The 25,013-nt window shown below is 68.4% G+C and carries 24 protein-coding genes, 1 tRNA gene and 2 pseudogenes; 19 read left to right on the top strand and 8 right to left on the bottom strand.

Annotated elements, in window-relative coordinates; all coding sequences use genetic code 11:
• The 12 genes from A5624_RS26730 to A5624_RS26675 form a co-directional block, all read left to right on the top strand.
• On the top strand, positions 1–718 hold a 718-nt coding region (locus tag A5624_RS26730; protein WP_369827530.1), incomplete at its 5' end, for a glutamate ligase domain-containing protein.
• 7 nt (positions 719–725) lie between these two features.
• A complete protein-coding gene (gene ftsW, locus A5624_RS26725) occupies positions 726–2,432 on the top strand; it encodes a putative lipid II flippase FtsW (protein ID WP_066873518.1) in 1,707 nt (568 codons plus the stop codon).
• Entirely contained in the window at positions 2,429–3,664 is a 1,236-nt protein-coding gene (gene murG, locus A5624_RS26720) for an undecaprenyldiphospho-muramoylpentapeptide beta-N-acetylglucosaminyltransferase (protein WP_066873514.1), read from the top strand. Before ftsW ends, murG begins: the two co-directional genes overlap by 4 nt.
• Positions 3,661–5,145, top strand: coding sequence for a UDP-N-acetylmuramate--L-alanine ligase (murC, locus tag A5624_RS26715; RefSeq protein ID WP_066873528.1), 1,485 nt, complete (start codon positions 3,661–3,663; stop codon positions 5,143–5,145). Before murG ends, murC begins: the two co-directional genes overlap by 4 nt.
• On the top strand, positions 5,142–6,113 hold the full coding sequence (locus A5624_RS26710) for a cell division protein FtsQ/DivIB (RefSeq protein WP_066873511.1): 972 nt from the start codon (positions 5,142–5,144) through the stop codon (positions 6,111–6,113). The genes murC and A5624_RS26710 overlap by 4 nt, the downstream gene beginning before the upstream one ends.
• Before the next feature lie 274 nt (positions 6,114–6,387).
• Positions 6,388–7,545 (top strand): cell division protein FtsZ, encoded by a 1,158-nt coding sequence (ftsZ, locus tag A5624_RS26705; RefSeq protein ID WP_007770764.1) that lies wholly within the window; start codon positions 6,388–6,390, stop codon positions 7,543–7,545.
• Positions 7,546–7,623: 78 nt separating this feature from the next.
• Positions 7,624–8,331 (top strand): peptidoglycan editing factor PgeF, encoded by a 708-nt coding sequence (gene pgeF / locus A5624_RS26700; RefSeq protein ID WP_066873507.1) that lies wholly within the window; start codon positions 7,624–7,626, stop codon positions 8,329–8,331.
• 5 nt (positions 8,332–8,336) lie between these two features.
• Positions 8,337–9,110 carry a YggS family pyridoxal phosphate-dependent enzyme gene (locus A5624_RS26695; RefSeq protein WP_066873525.1) on the top strand — a complete coding sequence of 258 codons (774 nt, stop codon included), beginning with the start codon at positions 8,337–8,339 and terminating at the stop codon, positions 9,108–9,110.
• 66 nt (positions 9,111–9,176) lie between these two features.
• Entirely contained in the window at positions 9,177–9,824 is a 648-nt protein-coding gene (locus A5624_RS26690) for a cell division protein SepF (RefSeq protein ID WP_066873504.1), read from the top strand.
• 178 nt (positions 9,825–10,002) lie between these two features.
• A complete protein-coding gene (locus tag A5624_RS26685; protein WP_007770770.1) occupies positions 10,003–10,293 on the top strand; it encodes a YggT family protein in 291 nt (96 codons plus the stop codon).
• Positions 10,294–10,568: 275 nt separating this feature from the next.
• On the top strand, positions 10,569–11,378 hold the full coding sequence (locus tag A5624_RS26680; protein WP_066873501.1) for a DivIVA domain-containing protein: 810 nt from the start codon (positions 10,569–10,571) through the stop codon (positions 11,376–11,378).
• 91 nt (positions 11,379–11,469) lie between these two features.
• Positions 11,470–11,802, top strand: a complete 333-nt coding sequence (locus A5624_RS26675) for a phage holin family protein (protein ID WP_066873498.1) — start codon at positions 11,470–11,472, stop codon at positions 11,800–11,802.
• A gap of 24 nt (positions 11,803–11,826) precedes the next feature.
• On the opposite strand, the pseudogene A5624_RS26670 reads toward A5624_RS26675, so the two are convergent.
• Both A5624_RS26670 and A5624_RS26665 read right to left on the bottom strand, forming a co-directional pair.
• Positions 11,827–12,504 (bottom strand): annotated as a pseudogene (locus A5624_RS26670) (phosphoribosyltransferase); the annotation flags it as partial.
• 270 nt (positions 12,505–12,774) lie between these two features.
• Positions 12,775–12,860: transfer RNA gene (locus A5624_RS26665), tRNA-Leu, on the bottom strand.
• Between the two features lie 112 nt (positions 12,861–12,972).
• Between A5624_RS26665 and A5624_RS26660 the strand changes: the two genes are divergently transcribed.
• From A5624_RS26660 to A5624_RS26645, 3 genes are all read left to right on the top strand, one after another.
• Positions 12,973–14,346 carry a M20/M25/M40 family metallo-hydrolase gene (locus tag A5624_RS26660; protein WP_369827529.1) on the top strand — a complete coding sequence of 458 codons (1,374 nt, stop codon included), beginning with the start codon at positions 12,973–12,975 and terminating at the stop codon, positions 14,344–14,346.
• Positions 14,347–14,380: 34 nt separating this feature from the next.
• A complete protein-coding gene (locus tag A5624_RS26655; protein ID WP_066873491.1) occupies positions 14,381–14,911 on the top strand; it encodes a YbhB/YbcL family Raf kinase inhibitor-like protein in 531 nt (176 codons plus the stop codon).
• Between the two features lie 373 nt (positions 14,912–15,284).
• Positions 15,285–16,667: an HNH endonuclease signature motif containing protein gene (locus A5624_RS26645; RefSeq protein ID WP_066873486.1), complete on the top strand. Its 1,383-nt coding sequence runs from the start codon at positions 15,285–15,287 to the stop codon at positions 16,665–16,667.
• A 230-nt stretch (positions 16,668–16,897) separates the two neighbouring features.
• On the opposite strand, the gene A5624_RS26640 is transcribed toward A5624_RS26645, so the two are convergent.
• From A5624_RS26640 to A5624_RS26615, 6 genes are all read right to left on the bottom strand, one after another.
• The gene (locus A5624_RS26640; RefSeq protein ID WP_066873483.1) at positions 16,898–17,428 is read right to left on the bottom strand and encodes a GreA/GreB family elongation factor; all 531 of its coding nucleotides are present in this window, start codon (positions 17,426–17,428) and stop codon (positions 16,898–16,900) included.
• Between the two features lie 316 nt (positions 17,429–17,744).
• The gene (locus tag A5624_RS26635; protein WP_066873480.1) at positions 17,745–18,371 is read right to left on the bottom strand and encodes a hypothetical protein; all 627 of its coding nucleotides are present in this window, start codon (positions 18,369–18,371) and stop codon (positions 17,745–17,747) included.
• Positions 18,372–18,553: 182 nt separating this feature from the next.
• Entirely contained in the window at positions 18,554–20,089 is a 1,536-nt protein-coding gene (locus A5624_RS26630; RefSeq protein ID WP_066873477.1) for a CdaR family transcriptional regulator, read from the bottom strand.
• Between the two features lie 108 nt (positions 20,090–20,197).
• Entirely contained in the window at positions 20,198–21,268 is a 1,071-nt protein-coding gene (locus A5624_RS26625; protein ID WP_066873474.1) for a quinone-dependent dihydroorotate dehydrogenase, read from the bottom strand.
• A gap of 32 nt (positions 21,269–21,300) precedes the next feature.
• Positions 21,301–21,570: a DUF5703 family protein gene (locus A5624_RS26620; RefSeq protein WP_066873471.1), complete on the bottom strand. Its 270-nt coding sequence runs from the start codon at positions 21,568–21,570 to the stop codon at positions 21,301–21,303.
• Positions 21,567–22,589 carry a YncE family protein gene (locus tag A5624_RS26615; protein WP_066873468.1) on the bottom strand — a complete coding sequence of 341 codons (1,023 nt, stop codon included), beginning with the start codon at positions 22,587–22,589 and terminating at the stop codon, positions 21,567–21,569. Before A5624_RS26615 ends, A5624_RS26620 begins: the two co-directional genes overlap by 4 nt.
• A gap of 165 nt (positions 22,590–22,754) precedes the next feature.
• Between A5624_RS26615 and A5624_RS26610 the strand changes: the two genes are divergently transcribed.
• The 4 genes and pseudogenes from A5624_RS26610 to A5624_RS26595 all read left to right on the top strand — a co-directional run.
• The gene (locus A5624_RS26610; RefSeq protein WP_066873465.1) at positions 22,755–23,057 is read left to right on the top strand and encodes a hypothetical protein; all 303 of its coding nucleotides are present in this window, start codon (positions 22,755–22,757) and stop codon (positions 23,055–23,057) included.
• A 35-nt stretch (positions 23,058–23,092) separates the two neighbouring features.
• A complete protein-coding gene (locus A5624_RS26605; RefSeq protein WP_066873462.1) occupies positions 23,093–23,878 on the top strand; it encodes a histidine phosphatase family protein in 786 nt (261 codons plus the stop codon).
• A 62-nt stretch (positions 23,879–23,940) separates the two neighbouring features.
• Positions 23,941–24,528, top strand: coding sequence for a DUF3090 domain-containing protein (locus A5624_RS26600; RefSeq protein ID WP_007770786.1), 588 nt, complete (start codon positions 23,941–23,943; stop codon positions 24,526–24,528).
• Positions 24,512–25,013: pseudogene (locus tag A5624_RS26595) on the top strand (hypothetical protein); the annotation flags it as partial. The gene A5624_RS26600 and the pseudogene A5624_RS26595, both read left to right, overlap by 17 nt.

Genomic DNA, 25,013 nt, shown 5'->3' with positions numbered 1-25,013 from the left:
GATCCGGGTTGGTGGCCTTGGAGTCGTCGACGTAGGTGATTCCGTCGGCGACGGCCACGACCTCGGCCCGGTGCCGGCCCACCCGGAACGCGGCGATCGCGGCCGCGATCGCCTCGGCCGGCACGTCGACGCTGCGTGCCAGCGCCGCGGCGGCCAGCGCGTCGAGCACCCCGACCGGCCCCGGCACCGGGCCGAGGTCGTGGCCGTCGCCGACGGAATCACCTACGTCGACGACTCCAAGGCCACCAACCCGCACGCCGCCGAGGCGTCCGTGCTCGCCTACCCCCGGGTCGTGTGGATCGCCGGCGGCCTGCTCAAGGGCGCGTCGGTCGACGCCGAGGTCTCCAGGATGGCGTCGCGGCTGGTCGCGGCGGTGCTCATCGGCCGAGATCGGCAATTGGTTGCAGAGGCGTTATCGCGACACGCGCCGGATGTCCCCGTCCTGCACGTTGTGACAGGCGAGGATGCTGATATGGATGCGACTGCTGTGGTTTTTGGGGCAGATGTGACAGAAGTGAAACGATTCGGCGACAAGCAACATTCCGGGGACAACGTGGGCACGGCGGTCATGAACGCGGCGGTCGCCGCGGCTCGTACCGTAGCGAAGCCCGGTGACACCGTCCTGCTGGCTCCGGCGGGCGCATCGTTCGACCAATTCGCGGGTTACGCCGACCGTGGCGACGCCTTCGCCGCCGCCGTGCATGCGGCGCTCCGGTAGGGCGGGCGTGGATAACGCCCTGACCCGGCGGCTGCGCCGGGGTAAAGACACCACCGAGACGGCCGCGGCCGAGGCCGGTGCGGCCGACGATGCCGACGCCGATGCCGCCGACGCCCCGGCAGCCGAGACCGACAAGAAGGCCGACAGGAAGGCCGACAAGAAGGCCGGCGCGCCGCAGACGAAGGACAAGCCCGCCAAAGACGGCGGTGCGCACGGCAGGTTCGGCGCCTGGCTGGGCCGGCCCATGACCTCGTTTCACCTGATCATCGCCGTGGCGGGGCTACTGACGACGCTCGGGCTGATCATGGTGCTCTCGGCGTCGGGCGTGCGGTCCTACGACGCCGACGGGTCGGCCTGGGTGATCTTCGGCAAGCAGGTGTTGTGGACCGTGGTCGGGCTCATCGCCTGCTACGCCTCCCTGCGGATGTCGGTGCGGTTCATCCGGCGGGTCGCATTCACCGGTTACGTCGTCACCGTCATCCTGCTGGTGCTGGTGCTCGTTCCCGGTATCGGCAACCTGGCCAACGGATCTCGTAAATGGTTCGTGGTCGCGGGTTTCTCGATGCAGCCCTCCGAGCTGGCCAAGATCGCCTTCGCCATCTGGGGCGCCCACATGCTGGCCGCCCGCCGCCTGGAGCGGGCGACCCTGCGGGAATTGCTGATCCCCCTGGTGCCGGCGGCGGTGATCGCGCTCGCGCTGATCGTGGCGCAGCCCGACCTCGGGCAGACGGTGTCGCTGGGCATCATCCTGCTGGCCCTGTTGTGGTACGCCGGCCTGCCGCTGCGCGTGTTCGTCACCTCGTTGCTGGCCGTGTTCGTGGCCGGCGCGATCCTGGCCATGTCGGCCGGCTACCGGTCGGACCGGGTGCGGTCCTGGATCAACCCGGAGAACGACCCGCAGGACACCGGCTACCAGGCCCGGCAGGCGAAGTTCGCGCTCGCGCACGGCGGCATCTTCGGCGACGGCCTGGGCCAGGGCGTGGCCAAGTGGAACTACCTGCCCAACGCGCACAACGACTTCATCTTCGCGATCATCGGTGAGGAGCTCGGCTTCATCGGCGCCTTCGCGCTGCTGGTGCTGTTCGGGCTGTTCGCCTACACCGGGATGCGGATCGCGCGCCGCTCGGCCGATCCGTTCCTGCGGCTGCTGACGGCCACCACGACGATGTGGGTGCTGGGGCAGGCGTTCATCAACATCGGCTACGTCATCGGCATCCTGCCGGTGACCGGCATTCAGCTGCCACTCATTTCCGCTGGTGGAACGTCCACCGCGGCAACACTTTTCATGATCGGCATCATGGCCAATGCGGCCCGTCACGAGCCGGAGGCGGTGGCCGCCCTGCGGGCCGGCCGCGACGACAAGGTGAACCGGATCCTGCGGCTGCCGCTGCCCGAGCCCTACTCGCCGACGCGCCTGGAGGCGTTCCGCGACCGCAAGCGGGCCCGCCCGAAGGCCGCCTCGCAATCGGGCGACGCCCCACGCAAGGCCGCCGGGGCGCCCGACCGCAAGCCCGCCCGCAAGGCCTCCCCGAAGGTAGAGGGTCCGCAGCGGCCGGCGCTGCCGCGAACGGCCGGCCGGCCGGCTCGCCAGACTGGAGGTTCCGCCCGATCGCGGGCCAGGCATCATGGATCTGGCCAGCGCCGCGTCAGCCAGGCGGCCGGCCAGCGTCAGCCACGACGCGCACGCGCACTGGAAGGTCAGCGTTACGGGTGAACGACACGGTCAACAAGCCGACCGGCGGGCGGGGGGCAAACCCCTTGCCCGCCGGTGCCGCGTTGCCCTCTTTTACGCCCGAAAAGCCCCTGTCGGTCGTGCTGGCCGGTGGGGGAACCGCCGGTCACGTCGAGCCGGCGATGGCCGTCGCGGACGCGCTGAGCGCGCTCGATCCGCAGGTCCGCATCACCGCGCTGGGCACCGCGCGCGGGCTGGAAACCAGGCTGGTGCCCGAGCGCGGCTATGACCTCGAGCTGATCACGCCGGTGCCGCTGCCGCGCAAGCCCAGCGGCGACCTGGCGCGGCTGCCCTCGCGGGTGTGGCGGGCCGTTCGCGAGACCCGCGCCGTGCTCAGGGCGGTCGACGCCGACGTGATCATCGGCTTCGGGGGATACGTGGCCCTGCCGGCCTATCTCGCCGCCCGCGGTGTCTCGCCGCGCAAGCCGCGGATCCCGGTGGTGATCCACGAGGCCAATGCCAGCGCCGGGCTGGCCAACCGGGTCGGCGCCCGCAGCGCCGAGCGGGTGCTGTCCGCGGTGGCCGATTGCGGCCTGCCGCGCGCCGAGGTGGTCGGGGTGCCGGTGCGCGAGGCCATCACCTCGCTGGACCGCGCGGCGCTGCGTGCGCAGGCGCGCCGGCACTTCGGCTTCGCCGACGACGCCCGGGTGCTGCTGGTGTTCGGCGGCTCGCAGGGCGCGGCCTCGCTGAACCGGGCCGTTTCGGGCGCGGCCGCCGAGCTCGCCGCCGCCGGCGTGGAGGTCCTCCATGCGCACGGCCCCAAGAACACGCTGGAGTTGCGCGAACCCGACCCCGGTGACCCGCCCTACGTGGCGGTGCCCTACCTGGACCGGATGGACCTGGCCTATTCGGCCGCCGACCTGGTGATCTGCCGATCCGGTGCGATGACGGTCGCCGAGGTGTCGGCGGTCGGCCTGCCGGCCATCTACGTGCCCCTGCCGATCGGCAACGGCGAGCAGCGGCTCAACGCGCTGCCGGTGGTCAACGCCGGTGGCGGCATGATCGTCGCGGACGCCGACCTGACGCCCGAGCTGGTGGCCCGCGAGGTGGCGGGGCTCATGGGCGACCCGCCGCGGCTGGCGGCCATGACCACCGCCGCCGCGCTGGTCGGACACCCCGACGCGGCCCGGCGGGTGGCCCAGGCGGCGCTGGACATCGCCAGGAAGGCGCAGCTCGGCCGCCAGAGTGGCCGGTGGGCCGGGAGAACCCGGTGAACAGCCCGCAGCTGCCGCCCGAGCTGCAGCGCGTGCACATGGTCGGCATCGGGGGAGCCGGCATGTCGGGCATCGCGCGCATCCTGCTCGACCGCGGCGGGCTGGTATCCGGTTCGGACGCCAAGGAGTCACGCGGCATCCACGCGCTGCGCGCCCGCGGCGCGCAGATCAACATCGGGCATGACGCCGCCGCGCTGGACCTGTTGCCCGGCGGCGTCACCGCCGTCATCACCACCCACGCCGCCATCCCGAAGACCAACCCGGAGCTGGTCGAGGCCCGCCGGCGCGGCATCCCGGTGATCCTGCGGCCGGCCGTGCTGGCCAAGCTGATGGACGGGCGCACCACGCTGATGGTCACCGGCACGCACGGCAAGACGACGACGACGTCGATGCTCATCGTGGCGCTGCAGCACTGCGGACGCGACCCGTCCTTCGCGGTCGGCGGCGAGATGGGGGAGGCCGGCACCAACGCCCACCACGGCAGCGGCGACTGCTTCGTCGCCGAGGCCGACGAAAGCGACGGCTCGCTGCTCGAGTACACGCCCAACGTCGCCGTGGTCACCAACATCGAGACCGACCACCTGGACTTCTACGGCAGCGCCGACGCCTATGTCGCCGTGTTCGACGCCTTCGTGGAGCGACTGGCCCCCGGCGGCGCGCTGGTGGTGTGCGTCGATGATCCGGGGGCACAGGCGCTGGCCAGACGCACGGCCGAGCTGGGCATCCGGGTGCTGCGGTACGGATCGGTGTCGCAGGACGGGTCATCGCGCCCGGGCGAGGAGCTGGCCGCGACGTTGCTCTCGTGGCAGCAGCAGGGCACCGAGGCCGTCGCGCAGATCCGGCTGGCCCCCGAACTCGACCCGGAGCAGCACCCGCGGGTGATGCGGTTGTCGGTGCCCGGCCGCCACATGGCGCTCAACGCGATGGGTGCGCTGCTGGCGGCGCTCGAGATCGGCGCCCCGGCCGACGCCGTGCTGGACGGCCTGGCCGGCTTCGAGGGCGTGCGCCGGCGGTTCGAACTGGTGGGCAGCGCGGCCTCGGTGCGGGTGTTCGACGACTACGCCCACCACCCCACCGAGATCGTCGCCACGCTGGCGGCGGTCCGCACCCTGCTCGAGCAAAGCGGTGACGGCCGCAGTATCGCGGTGTTCCAACCCCATTTGTATTCGCGGACAAAGGCTTTCGCCGAAGAGTTCGGGCGGGCGCTGGACGCGGCGGACCAGGTGTTCGTTCTCGACGTCTACGGCGCGCGCGAACAACCGCTGGCCGGTGTCAGCGGCGCCAGTGTCGCCGAGCATGTCAGCGTGCCGGTGCGCTACCTGCCGCACTTCTCCGCGGCCGCCGAGCAGGTGGCCGCGGTCGCCGCGCCCGGCGACGTCATCGTGACCATGGGAGCCGGCGACGTGACCCTGCTCGGGCCCGAGATCGTGACGGCGTTGCGGGTGCGGGCCAACCGCGGCGCCCCCGGGGCGTTGCGATGACGGAGCCGGACGACCCGGTCCCGACCGACGTGGCCGGGGCACGGGCCGCCGGTCAGCCGTCCGGCGCCGACGACATCGCGGTCACCGAACCGCTCGTCACCGGTACAGGCGCGGAGCGGGGTGACGCCGGCCCCCAGCCCGATCAGGCCGAGGTCGAGGGACCACGCCGGCGTGCCCGCCGGGAACGCGCCGAACGCCGCGCCGCGCAGGCCCGCGCCACCGCCATCGAAGAGGCGCGCCGCGAGGCCAAGCGCCGGGCCAGCGGGCGGCTGGTCACCGAGCCCAAACCCGTTGCGCGCGGGGTCGTTCGGGGCCTGAAAATGCTGCTGGCGACCATCCTGCTGGTGATCGTCGGCATCGGGCTGGCCCTGATCCTCTACTTCACGCCGGCGATGTCGGCCCGCAACATCGTGGTCGTCGGCACCGGGGTGGTCACCCGGGAAGAGGTCCTGGAGGCGGCGCACGTGCGGCCCGGAACGCCGCTGCTGCAGATCAACACCAGCCAGGTGGCCGACCGGGTGGCGGCGATCCGGCGGGTGGCCAGCGCGCGGGTGCAGCGCCAGTACCCGTCGGCGCTGCGGATCACCATCGTGGAGCGAGTTCCGGTGGCGGTCAAGGACTTTCCCGACGGCCCGCATCTGTTCGACCGCGACGGCGTGGATTTCGCGACCGGCCCGCCGCCCCCGGCCCTGCCGTACCTCGACGTCGCCGACCCGGGTCCGAACGACCCGGCCACCAAGGCCGCCCTGCAGGTGCTGACCGCGCTGCGGCCCGAGGTCGGAGGCCAGGTCGGCCGGATCGCGGCGCCCTCGGTCGCCTCGATCACCCTGACACTCGGCGACGGCCGGGTGGTGATCTGGGGCACCACCGACCGCACCGACGAGAAGGCCGAGAAGCTGGCCGCGCTGTTGACCCAGCCCGGCAAGACCTACGACGTGTCCAGCCCGGATCTGCCGACGGTCAAGTAGCGATCTTCGTCACGTCCTCCGCCCCCGATCCGCCGTCGAGCAGCGCTCACGCCGCCGCGACGCACCAAAATTGCCCAAAATTTGCGGGGCGCGTGTCGGCGCGCCTGCGGGGTTAGGGCGCGCCCTACCCATACCGTTCTGGTTGCGCGCCACTACTTGACATAACTCTAACTCTATGGTTGAGGTTGAGGGTTTGCCAGGGAGGGACCGCGACGTCCGGAGGAGCCCACCGCCGGGAGAGCTGAGCCAAGCCCATCAGGGAGGAAGACGAATGATGACCCCCCCGCACAACTACCTGGCCGTCATCAAGGTCGTGGGTATCGGTGGCGGCGGCGTCAACGCCGTCAACCGGATGATCGAACAAGGCCTCAAAGGCGTGGAGTTCATCGCGATCAACACCGACGCGCAGGCGCTGTTGATGAGTGATGCCGACGTCAAACTCGACGTCGGGCGCGAATCCACGCGTGGCCTGGGCGCCGGGGCGGACCCGGAGGTCGGCCGCAAGGCCGCCGAGGACGCCAAGGACGAGATCGAGGAGCTGCTGCGCGGCGCGGACATGGTGTTCGTCACCGCCGGGGAGGGTGGCGGGACCGGCACCGGCGGCGCGCCCGTCGTCGCCAGCATCGCGCGCAAGCTGGGCGCGCTGACCGTCGGCGTGGTCACCCGCCCGTTCTCGTTCGAGGGCAAGCGGCGCGGCAACCAGGCCGAGAGCGGCATCTCGGCGCTGCGCGAAAGCTGCGACACGCTGATCGTGATCCCCAACGACCGGCTGCTGCAGATGGGCGACGCCGCGGTCTCGCTGATGGACGCCTTCCGCAGCGCCGACGAGGTGCTGCTCAACGGTGTGCAGGGCATCACCGACCTGATCACCACCCCGGGCCTGATCAACGTGGACTTCGCCGACGTCAAGGGCATCATGTCCGGCGCGGGCACGGCCCTGATGGGTATCGGCTCCGCCCGCGGCGAGGGCCGCTCGCTCAAGGCCGCCGAGATCGCCATCAACTCGCCGCTGCTGGAAGCCTCGATGGAGGGCGCGCACGGCGTGCTGATGTCGATTGCCGGCGGCAGCGACCTGGGCCTGTTCGAGATCAACGAGGCGGCCTCGCTGGTGCAGGACGCCGCCCACCAGGACGCCAACATCATCTTCGGCACCGTGATCGACGACTCGCTGGGCGACGAGGTGCGCGTCACCGTCATCGCCGCGGGCTTCGATGCCGCCGGCGCCGGCCGCAAACCCGTCATCGGCGGCAGCGCCGACAAGGAGGAAAAGGGCGGTGCGCACCGGATCGAGTCGGCAAAGGCGGGCAAGCTCACCTCGACGTTGTTCGAACCGGTCGACGCGGTCAGCGTGCCGGTTCACACCAACGGCTCGACCTTGAATATCGGCGGCGATGACGACGACGTCGACGTGCCGCCCTTCATGCGTCGCTGAGATATGCCGGTGACCCTGGATCCCCGGCCGCGACGGTCGGGGCCGCCTGTTAGACAGGGCATCTCCGATACTGGTCACGTGAGCGTTCGCATTCGACGGGTGACCACCACCCGCGCCGGTGGTGTCTCGAAGCCGCCCTTCGACAGCTTCAACCTCGGCGACCACGTCGGGGACGACCCCGCGGCGGTGGCCGACAACCGCGCCCGGCTGGCCGCGGCCATCGGGCTGCGCGGCGCTCGGGTGGTGTGGATGAACCAGGTCCACGGCGATCGGGTCGAAGTGGTCGACGGGGCGCGCGACACCGCGGTCGACGACACGGACGCGTTGGTGACCCGCACCGCGCGTCTCGCGCTGGCGGTGGTGACCGCCGATTGCGTTCCGGTGTTGATGGCCGACGCGCGTGCCGGTGTGGCCGCGGCGGTGCACGCCGGTCGGGTCGGCGCCCAGCGCGGGGTGGTGGCCCGCACGCTGGAGACGATGGTGGAGCTCGGCGCGCGGCCCGAAGACATTTCGGCGCTCCTGGGTCCGGCGGTCAGCGGCCGCAATTACGAAGTGCCCGCGGCGATGGCCGACGAGGTCGAGGCGGCGTTGCCGGGCAGCCGGACCACCACCGGGGCGGGCACGCCCGGGCTGGATCTGCGTGCCGGAATCGCTTGGCAGCTAAGGAATTTAGGCGTGACGGCCATCGACATCGATCCGCGCTGCACGGTGGACGACCCGGCCTTGTTCAGTCACCGCCGGGACGCGCCGACCGGGCGGCTGGCCTCACTGGTCTGGATGGAGTGATTGCGATGGCGGCCCCGAATAGTCGAAGCGACCGCGAATCGGAATTGACCCACGCGTTGGCGTCGGTGCGCTCGCGCCTGGCCGCCGCAGCGGAAGCGGCGGGCCGCAACGTCGGCGAAATCGAAGTTCTGCCGATTACCAAATACTTTCCAGCAACCGACGTTGTGACTTTGTCCCGATTGGGTTGTCGTGCCGTTGGTGAATCGCGGGACCAGGAGGCGACGGCGAAAGTGGCCGAAGTCACCCGGCTGCTGGCGGCGTCCGCGCGGGCGGGCGTGGGAAATCCAAGCTGGCACATGGTCGGTCACATCCAGCGGAACAAGGCACGGTCGGTGGCGCGCTGGGCGCACACCGCTCACTCCGTCGACAGCGCTCACCTGGTGACCGCGCTGGACAAGGGGGTGGCCGCGGCGCTTTCCGACGGCCGTCGCACCGACCCGATGCGGATCTATGTCCAAGTCAGCCTCGACGGCGACGAGTCTCGCGGCGGCGTCGACATATCCCGGCCGGGAGCCGTCGATCAGGTGTGCGACCAGGTCGAGGAGTCCAAGAACCTGGACCTGGTGGGGCTGATGGGGATTCCGCCGCTGGACTCGGACCCCGAAGAGGCCTTTGACCGGCTCCGATCCGAGCATCGACGGGTTCTCGAATCCCACCGCAACGCCGTCGGGCTGTCCGCCGGCATGTCGAACGACTTCGAAATCGCCGTCAAACACGGTTCGACGTGTGTGCGTGTCGGTACCGCGCTAATGGGCCCGCGGCGGTTACCGTCACCGTAAGTAGTCACTGCAGTAACAGCTTTATCACTAACACCAGTACTCCCAGGGGCTAGAAGGGTCAACGCAATGAGCACACTGCACAAAGTCAAGGCCTATTTCGGTATGGCCCCAATGGACGACTACGAGGACGAGTATTACGACGACCACGCGCCGTCCCGTGGTTTCCCGCGCCCGCGATTTGACGACGGATACGGTCGCTACGAGCAAGACGACTACGACGATCCGCGCCGCGAACCCGCCGACTACCCACCGCCCGCCGGCTACCGCGGCGGCTACGGGGACGAGCCGCGCTACGGCGCCGTCCACCCCCGCGAGTTCGACCGCGCCGAGCGCGGCGGCGGCCCGCGCTTCGGGTCGTGGTTGCGCAACTCCACCCGCGGCGCGCTGGCGATGGACCCGCGCCGGATGGCGATGATGTTCGAAGAGGGCCACCCGCTGTCGAAGATCACCACGCTGCGGCCCAAGGACTACAGCGAGGCCCGCACCATCGGCGAGCGTTTCCGCGACGGCACCCCGGTGATCATGGACCTGGTGTCGATGGACAACGCCGACGCCAAGCGGCTCGTCGACTTCGCGGCCGGCTTGGCCTTCGCCTTGCGCGGCTCGTTCGACAAAGTCGCCACCAAGGTGTTCCTGCTGTCACCCGCCGACGTCGACGTGTCCCCGGAGGAGCGCCGCCGGATCGCCGAAACCGGTTTCTACGCTTACCAATAGGCGCATCCGCCGCCCCGATCCGCAGCGGCGGCTCGGTCACCCGAGCCACCGCAAGGGTGACGTGAGATAGGGGCTCTTACTCGGAGTCGGTAGGCTGGCAGGCGCCGCGCTGGTCCGCGGCGCTTGGCCATCGCTGAGCATCGCTTGTCATCTCATGGGTAAGGTCGGGGCACTTCAGTTGGTGTTGTTCTTTCAGATCCTCGGGTTTGCGCTGTTCATCTTCTGGCTGCTGCTCATCGCTCGGGTCGTCGTCGAGTTCATCCGCTCGTTCAGCCGGGATTGGCATCCCACCGGCATCACCGTCGTGGTGCTCGAGATCATCCTGTCGATCACCGATCCGCCGGTGAAATTGCTGCGCCGGCTCATCCCGCAACTCACCATCGGAGCGGTCCGCTTCGACCTGTCGATCATGGTGCTGTTGCTCGTCGCGTTCATCGGCATGCAACTGGCCTTCGGCGCTGCCGCATAGGCCGCCCGGAGGCCCGCCGGGCGGACCGTCGGAGCTAACGCATTCCGCCCCGGAGACGGTTCGGACACGTTTTAGCGTCGGTTTGGTTCCCCCGATTTAAAACTTCTAAGGTTTCGGATTTTATTGCCCTCAATGTTTGAAATTGGTCCTTATTTATTGGGCTAATCAGCAACGGTCGCGCCTGGTGTGACAGGATGGACGGCAGTTGCACTACGGCTACCACTGCGTTCTACACTTTCCAGAACGTTCGAGAAGGAACTTGAGGGGACGAAACAATGCCGCTTACACCAGCCGACGTCCACAATGTGGCGTTCAGTAAGCCACCGATCGGCAAGCGGGGCTACAACGAAGACGAGGTGGATGCCTTCCTCGATCTGGTGGAAGCCGAGCTGACGCGGCTCATCGAAGAGAACAGCGATCTGCGCCAACGAATCGAGGAGCTGGACCACGAGCTGGCCTCCGGCGGTGGCTCGGCCACTCCGGCCGCGGCCGCCGCCCCCACCCAGGCCATTCCTGTGCGCGAGCCGGTCCCCGAACCGGAACCGGTCAAGCCGGCGCCGGCCGCAGCCCCGACCGCCGCGGCCAACAACGAGGAACAGGCCATGAAGGCCGCTCGGGTGCTGACGCTGGCGCAAGACACCGCCGACCGCCTGACCACGACCGCCAAGGCCGAGTCTGAGAAGATGCTGGCCGACGCCCGCGCCAATGCCGACCAGATTCTCAGCGAGGCGCGCAGCACCGCCGAGACCACCGTCACCGAGGCCCGGCAGCGCGCCGACGCGATGCTCGCCGACGCGCAGACCCGTTCGGAGACCCAGTTGCGGCAGGCCCAGGAGAAGGCCGACGCCCTGCAGGCCGACGCCGAGCGCAAGCATTCCGAGATCATGGGCACCATCAACCAGCAGCGCACCGTCCTGGAAGGCCGCCTCGAGCAGCTGCGCACGTTCGAACGCGAGTACCGGACCCGGCTCAAGACCTACCTGGAGTCCCAACTGGAAGAACTCGGCCAGCGCGGATCCGCGGCACCCGTGGACTCCAGCGCCGACGCGGGCAGCTTCGACCAGTTCAACCGGGGCAACAACTAGCCGTTCGGGCGTGCCGGTCGCTCGCCGAGCTTCGGGGTTGGCACACTAGGTCATGAACCCGCGGTCCCGCTCGTCGCTTGGAGGATGACTGATGCTCATCATTGCGCTGGTATTGGCCCTGATCGGGCTCGTCGCGTTGGTGTTCGCGGTCGTCACCAGCAACGAGCTGGTGGCCTGGGTCTGCATCGCCGCCAGCGTGGTGGGCGTGGTGTTGTTGATCCTCGACGCGCTGCGGGAACGCCAGCGGCGCGACCTGGGCGGCGACGAAGCCCAGGACGCCGACGAGGCGCAGGTCGACGAGGAGGGCTACGTCGACTACCCCGAGGAGGTCCCGGGCGAGGGCGAACCGGCGACGGGGGAGACCGCGCCGACCGAGGAGTCCAGGGTCCCGGCCGAGGGCCACGGCGACGAGCCCGCCAAGTAATTCTTTGCCTCGACGGCTCGGCGCTCAGCCGGTAGCCGTGCCCAGCAGCTCGCGCACCTCGTCGTCGCTGATCTGGTGGAAGTCGTCGTAGACCTGTCCGACCGCTTCGAATCCGGGCGGCATCGTCAGGCACACCACGTCATCGGCCTCCCGCGCGAGGTCGCGGCAGGTCGACTCCGGACCCACCGGCACGGCGATCACGATCGATTTCGGCCCGGCGGCCCGGATGGCGCGCACGGCGGCGAGCATGCTTGCGCCCGTTGCGATTCCGTCGTCGACCAGGACGACGATCCTGTCGCGCAGGTCGGCCATCGGGCGACCGCCCCGGTAGGCGTGTTCGCGCCGCAGCAGCTCGGCGGCCTCGCTGTCGATCACCTCGCGGACCTGCTCGTCGGTGATGTGCAGGCTGGCCACCACATCGTCGTTCATCACCACACCGCCACCGCTGGCCAAGGCGCCCATCGCCAGCTCCGACCACTGCGGCACCCCGAGCTTGCGGACCAGAAAGACGTCGAGCGGAGCACCGAGGGCCGCGGCGATCTCCCAGGCCACCGGCACGCCGCCACGCGCCAGACCGAATACCAGCACGTCACCGCGGCCGCGATAGGCCGCCAGCTGCAGTCCCAGCGCGCGTCCGGCCTCGCGTCGGTCGACGAACGTCTTCGGCGATGTCCGCCGGACAAAGCCACTCGATCGGTTCATGCGTTCACACTCCCGGCTACTGGGCCTGCTTCCAGGCTACGTGCGGTCGCAATGGGGAGGATGCGCGAGATGAGACCGCGCCACCCAGGCGGCGTGACCAGGTACGGGCGTGATCGCCGCTTCGCGGCTCAACACACTCCATCGCCTCAGGAATGAATGCGAGCATCCATTTCACTCGGCTCAGTCGCGTGTGCGCGCCGCTGCGCGGCTCAACACACTCCATCGGCTCGGAACTGAACGCAAGCGTCCATTTCGCTCGCCTCAGTCGCGTGTCCGAGGGGGGACTTGAACCCCCACGCCCATTAGTAGGGCACTAGCACCTCAAGCTAGCGCGTCTGCCATTCCGCCACTCGGACAAGGCCAAACCAGCATGGGTTGGCAGCTAAGGCTATCGGATCGCGGGCCGCGAACCCAATCCAGCTCCTCGAGACGTGTCGACGATCGGCATCGAGCCGTCCGGCCTCGGCAATGGTAGGAAAGGTGGTTGTGACCATTCAGAGCGGGGCGACCGAGGGGCCAACCAACCCGAGCGACGACGTGGTCGAGGTAGTCAGCAAGTTGATCCGGTTCGACACCACCAACACCGGCGAACCGGAGACGACCAAGGGAGAGGCCGACTGCGCGCAGTGGGTGGCCGAGCAGCTCGCCGAGGTCGGCTACGCGCCGCACTACGTCGAATCCGGCGCCCCGGGCCGCGGCAACGTGTTCGCCCGGCTGCCGGGGGCGGACTCCTCGCGTGGCGCCCTGCTGATTCACGGGCATCTGGACGTGGTGCCGGCCGAGCCGACCGAATGGAGCGTGCACCCGTTCTCCGGCGCGGTCAAAGACGGCTTCGTCTGGGGTCGCGGCGCGGTCGACATGAAGGACATGGTCGGCATGATGATCGTGGTGGCCCGCCACTTGAAGCGGGCGGGCATCGTGCCGCCGCGCGACCTGGTCTTCGCGTTCATCGCCGACGAAGAACACGGCGGGACCTTCGGCGCGCAGTGGCTGGTCGACAATCGCCCGGAGCTCTTCGCCGGCATCACCGAGGCGATCGGTGAGGTGGGCGGCTTCTCGCTGACGGTGCCGCGCAAGGACGGCGGCGAACGTCGGCTCTATCTGATCGAGACGGCCGAAAAGGGGCTGTCCTGGATGAAGCTGACCGCCCGGGGGCCGGCCGGACACGGGTCGATGGTGCACGACCAGAACGCCGTCACCGCCGTCGCCGAGGCCGTTGCCCGCCTGGGCCGCCACCAGTTTCCGCTCGTGCTGAACGACGCCGTCGCGCAGTTTCTCGCCGCGGTCAGCGAGGAGACCGGCCTCACCTTCGACACCGAATCGGGGGACCTGCGCGGGGCGATCGACAAGCTGGGCCCGATGGCCCGCATGCTCAAGGCCGTGCTGCACGACACCGTGAACCCCACCATGCTCAAGGCGGGGTACAAGGCCAACGTCGTACCGGCCGTCGCGGAGGCGGTGGTGGACTGCCGGATATTGCCGGGCCGCAGGGAGGCGTTCTTGGCCGAGGTCGACGAGCTGCTGGGACCGGACGTGACGCGCGAGTGGATCCAGGATCTGTCGTCCTATGAGACCAGCTTCGACGGCGACCTCGTCGATGCCATGAACGCCGCCGTGCTGGCGTTCGACCCGGGCGCCCGTACCGTGCCGTATATGCTTTCCGGCGGCACCGATGCAAAGTCGTTTGCGCGCTTGGGTATTCGTTGTTTCGGCTTCAGCCCGCTGCGGTTGCCGCCGGACTTGGATTTCACGGCATTGTTCCACGGCGTGGATGAGCGGGTACCCATCGATGCGCTGCGGTTCGGCACCGACGTGCTGGCCCACTTCCTGACCCACTGCTAGATCAGACGCAAGCCGATCACACGAGAGGACCGCCATGAGCACTGCTCCCGACCCGTACGCATCGTTGCCCAAGCTGCCGACCTTCACGCTGACCTCCCAGTCGGTCACCGACGGCCAACCGCTGGCCAAGCCGCAAGTCAGCGGAATCATGGGCGCGGGCGGCGAAGACGTCAGCCCCCAGCTGAGCTGGTCGGGCTTCCCGGACGAGACCCGCAGCTTCGCTGTCACGGTCTACGACCCCGACGCCCCGACGGCCTCCGGGTTCTGGCACTGGGCGGTGGCCAACCTGCCGGCCGACGTCACCGAGCTGCCCGCGGGCGCCGGCGACGGCAGCAACCTGCCCGGCGATGCGCTGACGCTGGTGAACGACGCCGGGCAGCGCCGCTACATCGGGGCCGCGCCGCCGGCGGGCCATGGCCCCCACCGGTACTACATCGCCGTGCACGCCGTGGACACCGAGAAGCTGGATCTGCCCGAGGACGCCAGCCCAGCCTTCCTCGGGTTCAATCTGTTCCAGCACGCCATCGCGCGAGCGGTCATCCACGCCACCTACGAACAGAAGTAGGGGCGGGTTACGGCCAACGGCGTTCCGCACGGGAAGGTTCCCGGCGCTGGTGGGGCTCCGGCGCGAGGCACGCTCCGGCCGCGCGGCATCCCAAGTCACGTACGCAGTTTCGTCCCGGTGGTTTCTCGGCGGCGCGTTTTGTCGGTGGGCTGTCGTAGCATTCGAACATGTGTTCGAGTGCATGGGAAAAGATTCAGGCCGACGTTGACGCGTTGAGCGCGGCCGTCTCGCGCTTCCAGGCGCTTTCCTGGGAGGCTCTGACGCCTGCCGAGCTGGTTGACGCGCTGGAGAGATACGCGTGTTTTATCGGCCGGCTGGATGCCCTCATATATGAGCTGCGAAGCCCTTTCGCACGGCTGGGTGGGACGCGCCCATGACTTTGACCAACCGCGAGCAGCTTCAGGACGACGTTGAGGCATTGTGCGCTGCGGCCGCTCGCTTTCAGGAGCATTCCTACGAGGCTTTGACCAACCCGGAACGCCTCGGAATCTTGGAGACACTCGAACGCGTAACACGCAAGCTTCGAACGCCAAGTCATCAGCTCATCAATCAGCTTGGTGAGCAAGGGGATTCAACGGAGTTTGGCGGCAAGCTGTCCTGGGTGTTGGCCGATCGGCTGCACATCACCCGCGCCGAGGCCGGCCACCGGATCGCTGAGGCCGCCGATCTGGGCCCCCGCCGGGCGCTGACGGGTGAGCCGTTGGCTCCGGCGTTGCCGGCCACTGCGGCGGCCCAGCGCGACGGGGCGATCGGGCAAGACCACGTGGCGGTGATCCGTCGGCTTTTCCACCAGCTGCCCGAGTCCGTCGACATCGAAACGCGTGAGCACGCCGAGCGGCAGCTGGCAGCCAAGGCGCGCGAATTCCGGCCCGATCAGCTCGCCAAGCTCGCCCGCCGCCTGATGGACTGCCTCAATCCCGACGGCAACTACACCGACGAGTATCGAGCACGAATGCGCGGGCTCGTACTCGGCAATCAGCAACCCGACGGCATGTCGCGCCTGAGTGGATGGCTGACGCCCGAAGCCAGAGCCAGCTGGGAGGCGGTGCTGGCCAAGCTGGCCGCGCCGGGCATGTGCAATCCCGACGACGACACGCCGATAGTGGACGGCGCCCCGCCGGAAGAGGCTGTGCAACATGACCCCCGCACCCCCGGTCAGCGCAATCACGACGGGCTCAACGCGGCGTTGCGAGCTGCGCTGGCCAGCGGAGAGTTGGGTCAGCACAACGGATTACCCGCCAGCATCGTCGTGACCACCACGCTCAGGGAACTCGAAGCCGCCGCCGGAACGGGCTTGACGGGCGGCGGCACCCTGCTGCCGATGTCGGATGTGATCCGCCTGGCCCGGCACGCCCACCATTACCTGGCGATCTTCGACAAGGGCAAGGCGCTGGCGCTGTATCACACCAAGCGACTGGCATCACCCGGCCAGCGAATCGTGCTGTACGCCAAGGATCGAGGGTGTTCCCATCCCGGCTGCGACGTGCCCGGTTATTACTGCGAAGTGCACCACGTCGAAGATTGGGCCAAGACATACCGCACCGACATCGACCAACTCACCTTGGCCTGCGGACCGCACCACCGGCTTCTCGAGAAGGGCTGGACCACCCGAAAACGGGCGAACGGCGACACCGAATGGATACCCCCGCCGCATCTCGATCGGCGGCAACCGCGGACCAACACGTTCCATCACCCGGAGGAATTGCTGAGCGAGGGAGAAGACGGCGAGAACGACAACTCAGTGGGGGCGGCTTAAGGCGGCGACTTACATGCGTCCGTACGCGACGGCCATGATTAGACCCAAACCCGCCAGCAACAGAAACATGATTGCGACCGGGTCGATCACTTCGAAGATCATGTGATCATCCCTGGATCAGCGAGGCGTCGAGAACTGGTGTAACCGGCCGTGGTTCAACACATCCGGGCATCATGCGATCGCGACGCCTAGCGGGATACGTTGCGTGCTAATCATATTCGTCGTTCTCCTTATGCCGTAGTGCGAGTCCGGGCCGCTGCCCTTTGTGATGCGAACGTCGTTGATGCGGTTGGTTTTCCGCGGCTACCTTCCGCCAGATACATGTCATAGGGCACGGCCTTGAGTAGCGTCACCAGTCGTCCCGTCTCATCGGGGATTGAGTAGATGCGCTGGTCGCCGGGACGCGCGCCGGCTATCGCGCGGCCCAAGGGCGACGCCATCGAGTAGACCTTGATATTGGCGCCCTCGCTGCCGCGTCTGCCGAGCAGAAAAGTCTCGGTCTCGCCGGTGACGTCGTAACGGATGGTCAGAACCATGCCCGGTTCGGCCATGGAGTCACTGGCGGGACTCTCGTCAACGACCGCCTTGGACAACAGCTTTTGAATCTCGCGGATGCGTCGTTGTCGCGCTACGCGATTCGCGTCGAAGTCCATTATGTCGTCGGGAGTTTCAACGATGAGCCCCGATCGCAACGCGTTGAGTCTGTTCCGCAGACGGGTGTATTGCTGTCGCGTCATCCAGATGGGTTCGGAGCTGGTCATTTCAGCGGTGTCCCTTCGTTTGTAGGGGAGCGTCGTCAGGGGCGGGCCGAAGTGGGCAGCCGCCGCTGACGACTCGGAGGCCCGTGGTGGGCGAGATTTAATGCGGTTCAAAGTTTTTCGTGTAGCGCTCTAATTCCATGGTGCCTGCATCGGTACGAGGGTGCTTGCCGGACACCGACAACCGCGGTGCGCGGCATTGTCAGGCCCCGACAACGCTGTGGCTGGTAGCGTCCCAACACACCACAGGGGAGCGCGCTGCTAAATACCAAACTCAACCCCCGCGGGGCTGAGTCGGAGATAGAGTGGAGCGCGCTGCTTATCGTCGTTCGACCAGGCGGTCGAAGCTCTGCTGCCATCGGGCGTAGCGGAGTCGGTCAAGGGCGATGCGCGCGCGGGCGAACAGGGCGACTGCCAAGAGGCTCACCCCCCACCAGGTCGTTACTGCAAAGACCAGCGCGTCGTTGCGGGCGGTGTTTACCGGTCTTGCCACCGGAAGGCCCCGGTCGTCGACCCAAATCTCGATCTCGTCCCCGGTTTTGGCTTTCAGCGGCGCGGTAACGTCGCCGGTGCGTTCGGTCCCGGCGGCGAACCATCGAGCGGGAACCGTCACTGTCGGGCTGTCAAGGTTGCGACGCTGACTCTCACCGGTGACAGTCGCGGTCACCGGGCGGCGAGTTTGGACCTGCTCGGCATAGAGACGGCTTCGAGAATCATGGACCACCGTGCCCACGGCGGCACCGATGGGTACGGCGATCAACGACATCGCAACGGCTAATACCAGAATCAGTGCCTCCACTCGGTCTGTCTTGCGTATCAGCGGGTTACGACCAAACAGTCGCGCCAACAGCCTTCGGGGCACAGGCAGGGTGAATGTTTCCATCGCGGCGTCATCGTCTGGTCGGCGGTTGGCCATCCGTTGATGATCGGGCTCTGGGGTGGACATCGCATTTCCTATCGGAGGGTTCGGCATAGGCTTGAGGTCGCGCAATGCGGGCGGAAACCAATCGTGGGTCAAGCCTGGCCTCTGACTTGGCAACCTTCATGATGGTGCGAATTTCCGCCGCAAGCTTTGCCGCAGCCGGACAATGTCGCCGACCCGCTTTGTCGGTTTCCGACAGCGCGTGGTCAATCGGTGTCGAGAGCCGCGAGTTCGATCATCATCGCCAGCCGCTTTCTGGCATCGTCTAACGGCAAAGTGGTGATCTCGGCCATCTTGCGCAGCCGGTAACGCACGGTGTTTTCGTGCACTCCGAGCCGTTCTCCGGCCTCGGCCGGGTCGCCCTGGGCCTCCAGCCATGCTCGCAGCGTGGCGACGTAGTCGGTCCCGTGGGCACGGTCATGACGGCCCAGCTCGGCCACTGGCCCACGGGATGGGGAACGGCCTTTGCGCGCCGCGGCGCGCAACCGCTGCAGCAGGATGTCAGCCCATGACTCGTCATAGACCGGAGGCGCGGCCCCGGGTGATATCTCATGCAGCGCAAGACATTCCTCGGCTTCCTGGCGTGCAGCGGCAAGGTCTGTCACCTCAGCCGCGCCACTTACACCGGCCAACACCGTCACCTGTTCGGGCAGGGCCGCCCGCAGACCGGTTACCCAGCGCCGCGCCGTCGCCGCTTGCTCGGCGGGCAGCAGCGTGTACACGATTTTGCCCGCCAAAGCGCTGCGCCCCGGCCGTGACCAGCCGAATCCGGTGGTAGCACGCTCGAACGACAACAACAAAGCGGCATCGCGTTCATCGCCGATGAACGCCTGCAGCGCAATGACTCTCAAGCCATCGTGCGGCAGACCCAGCCTGCTCGCCACCATGGCTGCATCAGCAGTGCCCTCCAGCAGCCGAAGCACGAGTTCGGATTCGACTTGACGTTCCAAATCTGCGCTCGCGCGGGACCGAAGAAGATGCAGGGCTACGGTGTGCGCACCCGCGGCCAAGGCGGTGCGCGCCGCTTCGTCGAGAGGCGCCGAACACGCCACCCATACCGACCCGATCAGCTCTCCCGCGGAGCGCACCGCCACCACTTCCCGCCCGATCAAACCGTGTTCGGGATCCTCGGGGACGAACAGCGGTTCGTCGGAGACCCCCAGGTGTGCGAATACGCCCCGCGCATCGAACAATTCGCGCAGCTGCTCGGGCGTCTGTCGTTCCAGGATGGTCTGCACCCGCGCCGGGTCAGCATGCTGCTGTTGTTTCGAATACGCCAACACCCGCAACAGCGCGTCGTGAATGACGACTGAACTGCCGACAGCATCCGCCAGGCTATCGGCCAGCGCGAACAAATCCGTTGGGCCACGACCGGATTCGGTCTCGCGGCCCTCCAACACGAGACCGTAGACGACCGCACTCACCTCGCTCCAGGTGACCGCCTCGTCAACCACCAGGACGGCGCCGACCTCGGCCTCGCTGTCGAACGCCTCTCTGTCGAGCGCGATCGGCTCACCGTCGCGTACCAACACCACGACGGCGCGCGCCGAAGCCGCCCACCGCACCGCTTCGCGAACGGAGCCGGCGCCGATGGCCAGCAATACATCGCCTACTACCACACGATCCGGCGCGGCTTCGTGGATCACCACGCTGCGCAGTTCGGTCGACCTGGGCACCGACGACCACCGCAAGCGGACCCCATAACCACCCAGCACGTTCACCAAGCGGTCCAACGTGATCACCAGCCGCTCCTTATGCCGAACTGTTAGTCAGCCTAGCCAGGCGTCAAGCGGGTCCGATGAAAATGCATTGCTAGGCCGATGAACTTCTGCTCGACCGCGCGGTCCGACTCAATCCGGCGGGTGGGCCGCCGAGCCGACGGCATCGCTGAGCGACGCGAAGCCGCCGTCGTGCAGCCGCTGCGCGATGCCATCGTGAATCTGCTTGGCCCACAAGCCTCCTCCGTAGATGAAGCCGGTGTAACCCTGCAGCAGCGATGCGCCCGCGGTGATCCGCTCCCAGGCGTCGTCCGCGGTCTCGATGCCCCCCACACTGATCAGCACCAGGCGGTCACCGACCCGGCCGTAAAGCCGGCGCAGCACCTCGACCGCGCGGCGTGCCACCGGCGGCCCGGAGATGCCACCCGGACCCAGCTCGTCGACCCCGGGCGTCCGCAGACCCTGCCGTGACACCGTGGTGTTGGTGGCCACGATGCCGGCCAGGCCCAGTTCCACTGCCAGGTCCGCGATTTCGTCCACGTCGGCATCGGAAAGGTCCGGCGCGATCTTCACCAGCACCGGTTTGGACGTCTCGGCGAGCACCGCCGAAAGGATGGGCCGCAGCGTGTCGACGGCCTGTAGATCACGCAGCCCGGGGGTGTTCGGCGAGCTGACGTTGACCACCAGGTAGGACGCCAGGGGGCCGACCAGCCGGGCGCTCGCCCGGTAATCGTCGACGGCCGCGGCGGCCGGCGTCAGCTTCGTCTTGCCGATGTTGACCCCGATCGGCACCTCGGGCCGCTGCCGCGCGAGGCGCATCGCCAGCGCGCCGGCACCGAGGTTGTTGAAGCCCATCCGATTGAGCAGAGCCCGGTCGGCCGGCAGCCGAAACATCCGGGGGGCCGGGTTGCCCGGCTGTGGGCGGGCCGTGACCGTCCCGACCTCCGCGTGCCCGAATCCGAGCGCCCCCCACGTGAGCAGCCCCAGGCCGTCCTTGTCGAAGCCGGCGGCCAGTCCCAGTGGCCCGGCGAAGCGCACCCCGAACACCGTGCTCGCCAGTGCCGGATCCGTCGGGGCCAGCAGCCGGTGCAGCAACCGCCGTGTCCAGCCGACCGAGGTGACACCACGCAGCAAGGCGAACACCAGCGTGTGAATCCGCTCGGGCGGGATCACGAAAAGCAGCCGTCGCGCCACGCCGTACATCCGGTGTCCGCCCTCGCGTGGCCGGGCGGCCGTCACAGTTCCGGCTGGTCGGGCCGTCGCCCCTCGGAAGCCGCGCCCTCGATGCGAGACTTCTTGCGGCGCAACAACACTCGTCTGCTACCGTCGGTGTAAAGCCGCACCCTGGTCAACTCCCAGCCGCGGTATTCGGCCTCGATGGACAATCGGGTGGACGCACTGACCCGGGTCACGTCCGGCGGCAGACGCAGCGGCGCCCATTCGTATTCGTCGGACATCTCGGTGTCCCATCCCGCGGGCAGGCGGCTGCGCCGCGCCGCGGTCAACGCGTACCCGCCGCGTGCTCGATGACCTGAACTCCCGCACCGGAACCCGACACCACGTACAGGGTGCCTGACGCTTCGTCGATGGCCAGCGAGTTCGGTTGCTGCACGGTCGGGTAACGCACCTTTTCGACGGGAATTCCGGTGGACAGATCGTAACCAATGACGATATTGGAAACGGTCTGCGAAACCCAGGCTAACGCGCGGGAGCCGGCCAGGCCGTACGGCGCCTGCGCAACCGGGTAGGCCTGCCGCAGAATCAACGGGTCCACGCTGTACACCAGCAGCTGGCCACCGCGGGTGTCGGCGACCAGCACCCGGCCCGCCGGATCGGCGGCCATGGTGGTGGCGCCCCGGCCCGCGCGCAGCGCCTGCTCGGCATGACCGTCGGCGCCCATCGTCGTCACCGACGTCTGGCCGCGGTCCAGCACCACCGTCGTATTGCCTTGTGTGGCAAGGGCATCGACGCGCGCAAAGATCTTGTTGCGGTTAACGACGGTCGCGCTGGTGACCGCGCCCGGCGTCGGGGAGGCAAGGGTGTAGACGGCGCCGTCGGCGCTGCCCAGCACCAGCTTGCCGTCGGCGCGCTGGGCCACCGCGGTGAAATCGGTCTGGGAAGCGTCGGCGACGGCCACCTGAGTCGCCCGGCCGGTGGACAGCTCGACCGTGAAGTAGCCGCCGCGGGCGGCGAGGTAGGCGGTTCCGTGGCCGTCGTCGGCCAAGGCGGTGGCCGGTCCCGGCAACTCGACGACACGGGGCGTGACCTGCGCATCACCGAAGACGGTGACGCTGGCGGGGGAGGCCGCGTCGGCCCCCGGGGTCAGGACCACCAGCTGATGCGTGCCGTCGTCGAAGACCGCCGCCGCGGCGTGACCGGGCAGCGGCCGCACGGCGCCGGCGGGCTGCTGTGACGCGGGCGGCGACACGGCGGCGCGTGCCGGTTCGATGGTGCGCGGAGCGCCACCGAGCGAATTGGACGAACATCCGGCTATCGCCAGCAGCAAAACCGCGAGACTCGTCAAACCGCCCCGAACTGCCCGTTTCCGGCGCGACGGTAGTGGCAGCAATTCATTTCCCTCGTGGTCTGGCGGCGAGAAGCACGCGGAACACAGATTCTATGAAACGCTTTCGCCTCCACCGGGCCATGCCGCCTGCATTCGACCCTACCGGCGAGGTATGGTCAGCTCATGGCCGTCACCGCTGACCGTCATTTGACGCAGAAAGAGTTTGCTGTCGAGGACATGTCGACAGGTATTGCCGCAAGCGGATACGGACAAGTCGGTGATGGACGGAGCTTTTCGTTCCACATCGAGAACCGATCCCTGGTCGTCGAGGTTTACCGGCCGCGGCTGGCGGGGCCCGTGCCGCAGGCCGATGAGGTGGTCGCCACGGCGGTCCGCGACGTGGTCGACATCGACCTGACCGACGAGCGCAGCCTGAGCGCTGCGGTGCGCGACTCCATCGCGCATGCGGTGCCCGTTTCGCGCTAGCGGTGACCCGGCCAGCGGGTACCGTCGTGGTCGATATGACCGTCATCCTCTTACGGCACGGCCGCTCAAGTTCAAACACGGCGGGCGTTCTCGCCGGTCGCTCCGAGGGCGTCGACCTCGATGACAAGGGCCGTGAACAGGCCGAGGGGCTCATCGATCGGATCGGCGAGCTGCCGATCCGGGCGCTGGTCAGCTCGCCGCTGCTGCGCTGCCGGCGCACCCTCGAGCCGTTGGCCGACGCGCTGTGCCTGACGCCGCTCGTCGACGACCGGCTTGCCGAGGTGGACTACGGCGAATGGACGGGCCGCAAGATCGGCGACCTGGTCAGCGAGCCGCTGTGGAAGGTCGTGCAGGCTCACCCCAGCGCGGCGGTGTTCCCCGGCGGCGAGGGCCTGGCGCAGGTGCAGGCCCGGGCGGTGGCCGCCGTGCGTGAGCACGACCGCCGCCTGGCCGCCGAAGCCGGTGCAGACAGCGGCGGCGACGTGCTGTGGGTCGCTTGCACTCACGGTGATGTCATCAAGGCCGTCATCGCCGACGCGTACGGCATCCACCTGGACGGCTTCCAACGCGTCACCGCCGACCCGGCGTCGGTGAGTGTGATCCGGTACACCGAGCTGCGTCCGTTTGTGTTGCATGTCAACCACACCGGTGCGCGGCTGGCGGCATCCTTGCGCGCCGGCCCTCCGGCGAAGGAAGAGGCTAAGGAAGGCTCGAAGCACGACACGACGCCCGACACCGACCCCCAATCCAACGGAGAAGCACAGCGGCCGGGTGCGGGAGTGCCGTCCAGCGACGCGGTGGTCGGCGGTTCCGCGGATTAATTCGGCGGGTGGGTCCATCGGATCGCACGGCGACGGCAACTGCCGGTATTTTGGGAAGTGCCATGGCCCGCGCAATTCATGTTTTCCGCACACCCGACCGCTTCGTGGCCGGGACCGTTGGCCAGCCCGGAAATCGCACGTTTTACATCCAGGCTGTGCACGACGCCCGAGTGGTGTCGGTGATATTGGAGAAACAGCAGGTGGCGGTGCTCTCCGAGCGCATCGGTGCGCTGCTGCTGGAGGTGAACCGCAGGTTCGGCACGCCGGTTCCCCCCGAGCCCGCCGAGATCGAGGACCTCGATCCGTTGGTCACCCCCGTCGACGCCGAGTTCCGGGTCGGAACCATGGGCCTGGGCTGGGATTCGGAGGCCCAGACGGTGGTGGTCGAGCTGCTGGCGGTCACCGACGCCGAGTTCGACGCGTCGGTGGTGCTCGACGACACCGAGGAGGGTCCCGACGCGGTCCGCGTGTTCTTGACGCCGGAGTCGGCGCGCCAGTTCGCCACCCGCTCCAATCGCGTCATCTCCGCGGGACGGCCGCCGTGTCCGCTGTGCGACGAACCACTGGACCCGGAGGGCCATATCTGCGCGCGCGCCAACGGATATCGGCGCAGTGCGCTGCTCGGGCCTGACGATGACCCCGAGGTCTGACGACCGTGAGGTGTTGCGCGACGGCGAGCTGACGGTCATCGGACGGATCCGCTCGGCCAGCAACGGCACCTTTCTCTGCGAATCGACGCTTGGCGAGTCCAGCGTGCACTGCGTCTACAAACCCGTCGCGGGGGAGGCGCCGCTGTGGGATTTTCCCGACGGGACGCTGGCCGGCCGCGAACGGGCGGCGTATCTGGTGTCGGCGAAGCTCGGCTGGAATATCGTGCCCTACACCATCATTCGGCACGGACCGGCGGGTCCGGGCATGCTGCAGCAATGGGTGCAGCAACCCGGCGACGCGGTGGACACCGAGCCGCGGCCGGGGCCGGACCTGGTCGACCTGTTTCCCGCCGGCAGCAAGCAGCCCGGTTACCTGCCGGTGCTGCGCGCCCTCGATTATGCGGGCGACGAGGTCGCGCAGCACATGGCCGCCCTTGCGGTCGGCGTTGTTGACCAGCACGTCGAACACCGCCATCCGCCACAGG

The organism is Mycobacterium sp. 1482292.6, assembly GCF_001672995.1.
In the GTDB taxonomy this organism is placed as follows: Bacteria; Actinomycetota; Actinomycetes; order Mycobacteriales; family Mycobacteriaceae; genus Mycobacterium; species Mycobacterium europaeum_A.
The sequence above is the reverse complement of the archived record's forward strand: the minus strand, read 5'-3'. Positions and strand labels throughout refer to the sequence as shown.

Coding starts and splice junctions, on each gene's coding strand:
- A5624_RS26605 (WP_066873462.1), top strand. CDS start 23,093: ATGACCGTCATCCTCTTACGGCACGGCCGCTCAAGTTCAAACACGGCG.
- A5624_RS26655 (WP_066873491.1), top strand. CDS start 14,381: ATGAGCACTGCTCCCGACCCGTACGCATCGTTGCCCAAGCTGCCGACC.
- A5624_RS26640 (WP_066873483.1), bottom strand. CDS start 17,428: ATGACCAGCTCCGAACCCATCTGGATGACGCGACAGCAATACACCCGT.
- A5624_RS26625 (WP_066873474.1), bottom strand. CDS start 21,268: ATGTACGGCGTGGCGCGACGGCTGCTTTTCGTGATCCCGCCCGAGCGG.
- A5624_RS26680 (WP_066873501.1), top strand. CDS start 10,569: ATGCCGCTTACACCAGCCGACGTCCACAATGTGGCGTTCAGTAAGCCA.
- A5624_RS26710 (WP_066873511.1), top strand. CDS start 5,142: ATGACGGAGCCGGACGACCCGGTCCCGACCGACGTGGCCGGGGCACGG.
- ftsZ (WP_007770764.1), top strand. CDS start 6,388: ATGACCCCCCCGCACAACTACCTGGCCGTCATCAAGGTCGTGGGTATC.
- A5624_RS26675 (WP_066873498.1), top strand. CDS start 11,470: ATGCTCATCATTGCGCTGGTATTGGCCCTGATCGGGCTCGTCGCGTTG.
- A5624_RS26600 (WP_007770786.1), top strand. CDS start 23,941: ATGGCCCGCGCAATTCATGTTTTCCGCACACCCGACCGCTTCGTGGCC.
- A5624_RS26695 (WP_066873525.1), top strand. CDS start 8,337: ATGGCGGCCCCGAATAGTCGAAGCGACCGCGAATCGGAATTGACCCAC.
- A5624_RS26690 (WP_066873504.1), top strand. CDS start 9,177: ATGAGCACACTGCACAAAGTCAAGGCCTATTTCGGTATGGCCCCAATG.
- A5624_RS26610 (WP_066873465.1), top strand. CDS start 22,755: ATGGCCGTCACCGCTGACCGTCATTTGACGCAGAAAGAGTTTGCTGTC.
- A5624_RS26660 (WP_369827529.1), top strand. CDS start 12,973: ATGGTAGGAAAGGTGGTTGTGACCATTCAGAGCGGGGCGACCGAGGGG.
- A5624_RS26635 (WP_066873480.1), bottom strand. CDS start 18,371: ATGTCCACCCCAGAGCCCGATCATCAACGGATGGCCAACCGCCGACCA.
- A5624_RS26645 (WP_066873486.1), top strand. CDS start 15,285: ATGACTTTGACCAACCGCGAGCAGCTTCAGGACGACGTTGAGGCATTG.